This is a genomic window from Streptomyces sp. NPDC006296 (assembly GCF_040613235.1).
GTDB lineage: Bacteria > Actinomycetota > Actinomycetes > Streptomycetales > Streptomycetaceae > Streptomyces.
In genome coordinates this window covers 1-6537 of the sequence record NZ_JBEXRT010000080.1, presented here as the reverse complement: position 1 = coordinate 6537, position 6537 = coordinate 1, and the positions used below count along the sequence as shown (strand labels likewise).

Genomic DNA, 6537 nt, shown 5'->3' with positions numbered 1-6537 from the left:
GGTTGAAGTTGCTCTCCCGCTTCAGCTGGGCCGCCAGCACGGGCGCGGTGAGCAGCTTGTCGTCGCAGTCGGACGCGGCGTCGCGCAGCAGTCCGCCCGCCGCCCCCGCCGGTGGGTCACCTGGCGCCGAGCGCCACGTAGTCGTACATCCCGAAGGACCCGGTGACGAAGACGTTGCGGGCGTCCGGGTGCCGGTAGAGGAGCGAGCGCGGGTAGAGGTAGGGCACGATCACCGCGTGCTCCATGGTCAGCCGGTCGATCCGGTGCCAGATGGCCGCGCGGTCCGCCGCGTCCCCGCTGACGGCACCCTGGTCGAGGAGGCCGTTGATCTCCGGGTCGTCCAGCTCACCCATGTTCTGGTTGCCGCGCTCCTTGATCGCGCGTCCGTCGACGATCTGCTGGAAGAAGCCGTACCCGTCGGGGAAGTCCGCCCCCCAGCCGAACATGATGATCCCGATGCCGTGTTCGCGCAGGTACTCGGGGCTGCCGCCGTAGCGGTCGAAGTAGTCGCCGGACGGGAAGTCCAGCACCTCGGCCTCGATGCCGACCCGGGCGAGACCCGCGGACAGCGCCTCGGCCGCCCGGTACTCCTTGAGCCGGTCCTTGCGGGCCGCGATCTTCGTGCGGAACCCGTCCGGCATGCCCGCCAGGGCGAGTTCGGCGCGGGCCGCCTCCAGGTCCCCGGTGCCGTCCTCGCCGACCGGGTAGCGGTCGAAGGGCTGGTAGCCGTCGATGGTCGGCGGCAGGATCGTGGTGGCGATGTCGCCGCCGACGGGTCCGCCGTACGCCTCCTGCATGGCGGCCTTGTCCGTGGCGAACTGCACCGCGCGGCGGCAGTGGACGTTGTCGAACGGGGTGATCCGGCTGGACAGGCAGTAGATCCAGGTGAAGCCGGTCAGCGGGTTGTCCGCGTTGGCCCGCAGTGCGGGGTCGGCCAGGATGCGCTCCTGGGCGGCGGGCTGGACCCCGAAGCCCGCCAGGTCGATGTGCGCCTCGCCGGCGAGCAGCATGCGGTCCACCTCGTGCGGGTCCTTGCCCAGGTGCACCTCGATCCGCTCGGCCCGCTGCCGGCGCACCGGGTCGGTCTCCGGGTCCCAGTGCGGGTTGCGCTCCAGGACCACGAGCTTGCCGCGCTCGTAGGACTCGACGCGGTAGGGCCCGGTGGCCACGGGGCCGAGCCGGTAGCCGATGCCGGTGTCCCGGTCCCTGGGGACCGGTGTGGTGCTCGGCATGGTGGCCAGCAGGTCCATCCCGGCGAAGGGTTCGGCGAGCCGGAGCACGAGCGTGCGGTCGTCGGGGGTCTCCACCGTGACCGGCCCGTCCACGTCGGGCTCTCGCCACGGCCCGCCGTACTCGGTGCCCAGCAGGTGGCGGAAGTACGTGGGGCCGACGCCCAGCACGTCCGATCCGTAGTTGCTCCTGGCGATCGCGTACTTGACGTCGGCGGCGACGACGGGGGTGCCGTCCTCGTAGACCAGTCCGGGGCGCAGCCGGTACGTCCAGGTCCTTCCGCCGTCCGAACTCTCGCCGAGCGACTCCGCCAGGTCGGGCACGAGCCGCTGGCCGGCCTTGCCGGGCGCGGTGTCGAAGGTGACCAGGGTCCGGCCGATCAGGCGCAGGAAGTTCCAGGTGTAGGCGTAGTACGTGTTGCCGGGGTCGAGCGAGTCGAAGTCGTCGGTGCGCACCAGGCGGAGGGTCCCGCCCAGTTCGTCGGTCGGGGTGACCACGCCGTCGACGGCGGCGTCGAAGCCGGAGGTGCCCGACTGTTCGGTCTCCATGTCCCAGCCCTTCTCACGGTGATTTCCGCGCCATTCTGCGGGGACCGGGCCCGCCGGGGCGGGGTCCGGGGGCAGGACCGCATAGCCGACGGCGGGTCGGTATAGCGAAAGAGCGGGATGAGAGGGGGTGAAGAGGCCCGGCTGATGTGCTCGCGTCCCCCCACGCGCGAAGCGGACGCCCCGCTTCCCCCCATGCGCGAAGCGGGCGTACGAGAGGCGAGCAGAACGTGTCCCGAAGAAAAAGATGGCAGATACCTGTCATAACGGTCGCCGCGACGGCGCTGTTGGCGGGCTACCCGTCGCTGTCGATGGCCAAAACCCCCTCCCCTCCCCCGGGTGCCGCCCAGGGCTGGTCCCAGCAGGACGAGGCGAAGAAGGCGAAGCCCGGTCCGGCCGAGCTTCCCGGCGCCGTGCCCACCGGGGACCGTGCGAAGCTGCTGGGCTCCGGTTACCGCGCGTCGGACGACCTCGCGTGGACCACCTCGGGTGACGCCACCGGCTTCCACGTCATGGTGGCCTCGGCCGACGACGGCTACCGCTGGCGGACCGCGGCGACGCTCTCGGAGCCCGGCTTCGACACCGACACCTGGATCGGGAACGCCTGTCTGACGGCCTCCGGCAAGCGCGCCGCCGTCACCTACGCACCGCGTACCTTCACCAACAAGCCCGCGCTGCTGACCCGGGGGGCCTTCACCGCCGTCGTCGACCTGACGACCGGCAAGGTCACCAAGCTCCCGGTCCAGTCGAGCCTCAGCTACTTCTCGCCCGGCTGCGGCGCCTCGGAGAAGGCGGTCTTCTCGCAGTTCTCCGACGACGAGTCGAAGCGCAACGAGACCCGGCTGATCGGCGTGGACGCGGCGAACGGCAAGGCGGCGAAGCCGCTGAAGCTGCCCGGCCAGGTCACCTCCGCCGTTCCGCTCTCCGACGGCTTCGCCGCCGCGCAGGGCTCCCGCCTGGTCAAGGTCGCGGCCTCGGGGAACGTACGCGTCGCCGCCCGCACCACCGGCATCCCCTTCCAGCTCACCGCGGCCGGTGACGGTTCCGTCGTCTACATCGACCGGACGGCCGGCACCGCGAAGACCTCGAAGTCCGGAGTGGCCGACGAGCGGGCCGAGGTCCGCCGCGCCCCGGCCGCGCTGTTCGGCGCGGCCAAGGCGGCCGGCACCCCGCAGCGCCTGGCCACCGGCGGGCTCACCGACTTCGACCTGGCCCGCTCCGCGCGGACCGGCGCCGTCTACGTCACCGGCGAGGCCAAGGCGTCCGGCGCCCTGCCCGCGTCCGTGCGCATGCCGTCCGGCGTGGCCAAGGACGCCGTCCTGTCCACCGAGGGCGAGGCGGCCGTCACCACCACCTGGGCCGACGGCAAGGACTCCAGGATCTCGCCCGAGGAGGCCGCGTCGGCGCGGACCGCCCGGACCGAGATGAAGCTCCTGAAGACCGGGGCCAAGGTCACGCTGGACGCGCGGCCGGGCACGACGCTCGGTTCGACCGCGAAGACCGCGCAGGGACTCGCCACCTCGCCCGCGCTCACCGGCGGAGCCGGCGCGCCCGAGGCCGCCTCGCCCAAGCTCGCCGCGGCCTCCCCGACCAACCCGGTCGAGGACGAGCGCTACTGCTCGGTGCCCCGCGGGGACGTCAAGAAGCAGGCCTTCCAGCCGACGCCCCGTCAGGTCGAGTGGGCCGTGGACCAGGCCGTGGTCGGGAAGCTCAACTCCCACATCTCGCGTCCGGCCAACTGGAAGAACACCGGGATGTCGGGCTACCAGCCGCAGTCCCTCTTCCCCCTGAAGACGATGGCGGGCGACCCGAACGGCACGCCCGACGCGGCCGACAGCTACCACATCCCGGCGCAGGTGATGCTCGGCGTCACCGCGCAGGAGTCGAACATGTGGCAGGCCACGCGGTTCGCCGTCCCGGGTGTCACGGCCAACACGCTGATCGGCAACTACTACGGCATCAGCCACGGCGCCGACGGCCAGACCCCGGACCCGTGGGCCATCAACTGGGCCTCCGCCGACTGTGGTTACGGCATCGTCCAGGTGACCGACGGCATGCGCAAGGCCGGTCACGAGAAGCCGGGCGAGACCGCGCTCTCCGTGCAGAAGCAGGAGGCCGTCGCGCTCGACTACACGGCGAACATCGCCGCGGGCGTCAACATCCTCGTGGACAAGTGGAACCAGACGTACAGCGCCGGCATGACCGTCAACGACGGCGGCCCGCGGTACATCGAGAACTGGTTCTACGCGCTCTGGGCGTACAACTCCGGCTTCTACCCGCAGTCCAGCGCCGGCCAGCACGGCGGACACTGGGGCGTCGGCTACACCAACAACCCGGCCAACCCCCTCTGGAAGGCCAACCGCACCCCGTTCCTGGAGAGCTCGCTGGGCGGGGACGACTACTCCCACGCCGCCCACCCGCAGGACTGGCCCTACCAGGAGAAGGTGATCGGCTGGGCCGCCCGTCCGATCTCCGCGATGTTCTCCCCCGGTGACTTCCAGCCCGGCTACCGCGCCGCCTGGTGGACGGACCCGGCCTACCGCACGTCGGCCAAGCCGCCGGTGGGGACGTTCTGCGACTCCTCCAACAACTGCGACCCCAGCAAGATCAAGGAAGGCGACACCCAGACCAACGGCGCCTGCCAGCTCAACAACCCGGCGGACGAGTTCTTCCTGCACTGCTGGTACAACAAGAAGGCCGCCTGGAAGAACTGCGCGTCGGCGGCGACCTGCGGATTCGCTCTGCACCGCTTCGACGCGACCTATCCCGAACAGCCCGACGGCAACGCGTACGCACCGCGGTGCTCCAGCGGACTGCCGTCCGGGACGTACGTGATCGACGACGTCGCCTCCGGGGTCACTCCCGCCGGCTCGTCCGGACGGAGCTGCGGGGCGATGTCCTCCCCGGGCACCTTCGGCTTCAGCTTCACGGCCGACGGCGCCAACTACCCGGGCAAGATCGACACCCATCAGATCGGCGCGGGGTACGGCAACCACTTCTGGTTCGCCCACACCAGGAACCAGGCGACCGCCGAGGGCGCCCGGATGAAGACCACCGGCACCTGGACCCTGACCAACGGCATGACCGGCTGGGCCCGGGTCTGGGTGCACCTGCCCGATCACGGCGCGCACACCCGGCAGGCCTCGTACACCATCTCGGGCACGACCAGCACCAGCCCGGTGCGCGTGACGCCGCAGCGCGTCCTGGAGAACAAGTGGGTCTCCCTCGGGGTGTTCCAGTTCACCTCGACCCCGAAGATCTCGCTCTCCACGCACTCGGCCGACGGCAGCGGGTCCGAGGACGTCGCGTGGGACGCGGCGGGCTTCCAGCCGCTGGCCGGCAAGCCGAAGGACATGGTGGTCGCGATGGGCGACTCCTACTCCTCCGGTGAGGGCGCCTCGGCCTCGGGCGGTGTCGACTACTACAAGGAGACCAACTTCCGCGACCCCAGCAACCCCTCGACCCGCAACGCCTGCCACCGCTCGAAGCAGACGTGGTCCCGCCAGGCCACGATCCCCGGGCGCTCGGCGTCCGTGGGCTCGATGGACGACAACCGCTCCGCGGCCCTGGACTACCACCTGATCGCCTGCTCCGGCGCCCGCACCTACAACATCGCGAGCATCGGCGAGAACGGCGAGCTGCCCCAGCTCTCGAAGGGCTACCTCGACCAGAACACCTCGCTGGTGACCATCTCCATCGGCGGTAACGACGCGAGGTTCGCCTACATCATCCAGAAGTGCATCTTCGGCGGTGTGGGCTGGCCGACGCTGTGCCAGGACCAGAAGTTCGAGGACGACGACTCCCATGTGGACGACGCCGCCTACCAGGGCCTGGACATCGGTGTGGCGGCGGAGCGGCTGGCCAAGGAACGCGTGCGGCCGGCCATCACGGACGCCCTGAAGAAGATCCAGGCGAAGGCACCCAACGCCAAGATCGTCCTCATGGGTTACCCGCCGCTGCTGGAGAAGTCCGGGCAGTGCATCCCCGGCATCGGGACCGGTGAGGCGCCCTGGCTGAACGGCATGGCCAGCACCCTCGCCACCGAGATGCAGGGCGCCGTGGACGACGCCAAGGCCGCCGGCACCAAGGCCTGGTACTCCAACCCCGCGCAGAACTTCGCGGGCAAGGCCGTCTGCGGTGATCCCGAGCAGGTCCACGGCATCGTGCTCGACCTGGTGGAGAGCGACGAGCCCGCGATCGACTGGCCGATCCTGCAGCTCGGGGCATCCGCCCAGTCCTTCCACCCGAAGGTCGGTGGAGCACGGCTCTACGCGGACTCGCTGGAGCGGACGATGCAGGGCATGGGTCTCTGACCCCGTGACACAGGTGTGCCCTCCCCGCCCGGGGAGGGCACACCGCACCGCAGGAGGTGAAGGATGAGGCGGGTGTCCCGCCGTGGCGACCTCGGGGTGGCCCTGCTGCTGCTCCTGCTGGACGCCGCACTGCTGGCGTTCCTGCTCTTCGCGGTGGTGGTCTCGGGCGGCCTGACGGGCAGTCCGGACCGTGCCGCGGTCGGCCGCGAGGCCGCCTCCGCCGCGCCGGTCTGCCTGGTCGCCCTGCTGGTCTCCGCCGGCGTCGCGGCCGCGGCCCGCGCCTGGACGGCGGTGGCGGTGCAGATCGTTGTACTGGGCGGGGCCGCGGTCGTCGCCTGGACGGGCTTCGGCCCGTGAGGCACGAAACCGCCCCCGTTTTCCGCCCGTGACACACGGACGCGCCGACCGGCCCCCCGCCCGGGGCGGGCCGCGCGGCAGGGGGCGGGCGC

Annotated in this window: 3 protein-coding genes; 2 read left to right on the top strand and 1 reads right to left on the bottom strand. The window is 71.3% G+C overall.

All coding sequences use genetic code 11. The annotated features are described in order from the left end of the window. Window positions 1-116 precede the first annotated feature (116 nt). Window positions 117-1778, bottom strand: coding sequence for an ABC transporter substrate-binding protein (locus ABZ172_RS29895; protein ID WP_356888473.1), 1662 nt, complete (start codon window positions 1776-1778; stop codon window positions 117-119). Window positions 1779-2086: 308 nt separating this feature from the next. Here ABZ172_RS29895 and ABZ172_RS29890 point away from each other — a divergent pair, with 308 nt between their 5' ends. Both ABZ172_RS29890 and ABZ172_RS29885 read left to right on the top strand, forming a co-directional pair. Next, window positions 2087-6088 (top strand): NocE, encoded by a 4002-nt coding sequence (locus ABZ172_RS29890; RefSeq protein ID WP_356888471.1) that lies wholly within the window; start codon window positions 2087-2089, stop codon window positions 6086-6088. A gap of 63 nt (window positions 6089-6151) precedes the next feature. Then, the gene (locus tag ABZ172_RS29885) at window positions 6152-6445 is read left to right on the top strand and encodes a transporter (RefSeq protein WP_356888469.1); all 294 of its coding nucleotides are present in this window, start codon (window positions 6152-6154) and stop codon (window positions 6443-6445) included. Window positions 6446-6537: the final 92 nt, after the last annotated feature.

Bases quoted from the DNA above. Each gene is read 5' to 3' on its own strand.
- ABZ172_RS29895 (WP_356888473.1), bottom strand. From the start codon at position 1,778: ATGGAGACCGAACAGTCGGGCACCTCCGGCTTCGACGCCGCCGTCGAC.
- ABZ172_RS29890 (WP_356888471.1), top strand. From the start codon at position 2,087: ATGGCCAAAACCCCCTCCCCTCCCCCGGGTGCCGCCCAGGGCTGGTCC.
- ABZ172_RS29885 (WP_356888469.1), top strand. From the start codon at position 6,152: ATGAGGCGGGTGTCCCGCCGTGGCGACCTCGGGGTGGCCCTGCTGCTG.